The organism is Pseudonocardia sp. SID8383, assembly GCF_009864975.1.
Taxonomy (GTDB): domain Bacteria; phylum Actinomycetota; class Actinomycetes; order Mycobacteriales; family Pseudonocardiaceae; genus Pseudonocardia; species Pseudonocardia alni.
The window spans coordinates 1-877 of sequence record NZ_WWFY01000261.1 but is presented as its reverse complement, the minus strand read 5'-3'; the positions used below and the strand labels follow the sequence as shown (position 1 = coordinate 877).

1 protein-coding gene and 1 pseudogene are annotated in these 877 nt (G+C 77.3%); both read left to right on the top strand.

Translation table 11 applies throughout. The features are described from left to right. Positions 1-416, top strand: a pseudogene (locus tag GTW08_RS06230) (hypothetical protein); the annotation flags it as partial. Next, on the top strand, positions 413-877 hold a 465-nt coding region (locus GTW08_RS06225; RefSeq protein WP_161151558.1), incomplete at its 3' end, for an ESX secretion-associated protein EspG. The pseudogene GTW08_RS06230 and the gene GTW08_RS06225, both read left to right, overlap by 4 nt.

The window sequence follows — 877 nt, the reverse complement described above, 5'->3', positions numbered from 1 at the left end:
CGGCGCCCCCGGGCCCGTACCCGACGACGACACCGGGTCCCGACCCGCTCGCCACCCGCGTCGACCTCGGGCACCGGTTCGGCGAACGGACCCGGGCCCAGCCGCTCCTCCCGCCGTCGGCCCGTGGTCCCGGGTACGGCGACCGCCTCCCCGGCGGCACGGGATCCGGTGGCGGACGACCGTACGAGCCGTTCGGTCCCGGTGTCCGGACCGCCGAGGCGGCCTGGTCCGCCCGCCCCGGCGAGACCACCGGACGCGGCGGCGCCCCCGGCGGCTACGGCCCGATGGCCGGCGGCGCGGGCAGCCGCGACACCCGGGACCACCGCAACCGCTACGTCGTCCCCACCGATGAGGTGTTCGACATCGAGATCGCCGCGACCGACGCCGTCCTGGCCCCCGAGGAGCCCCACCGATGATCGACTGGAACCGCGCCACCGTCCTCACCGCCGCCGAGTTCGACGTCGCCCGGGACCTGCTCGACCTCGGTCGCAACCCCGCGGTCCTGGAGCTGCTCAGCCCGGGGTTCACCGACGTCGAGCGGGCCCGTGTCGTGCAGGGGTGTCTCGACACCCTCGCCGCGCGCGGCCTGTTCACCGGCACCGCGTTCGAGCAGCACCTGGTCGGCGACCTGCGCACGGTCGTCGCACCGGAGTTCCAGCACGACCTCGTGGTCGCACCGCCGTCGTGGCAGCGGGCGATGGTCGCGCGGCGGGCCGGGCACGCGGTGCTGGCCACCCGGATCGGCGACGACGTCGCGCTGCTCCGCGTCCCGCCCGACGACGCGTCGGCCGTCCTGGTCGAGCTGCTCGGCGAGGTCGTGCCCGGCCCCGGGGCCGGGGTGCGGATCCCCGTCGCGGTGCTGGGCGAGGCCGCCGAG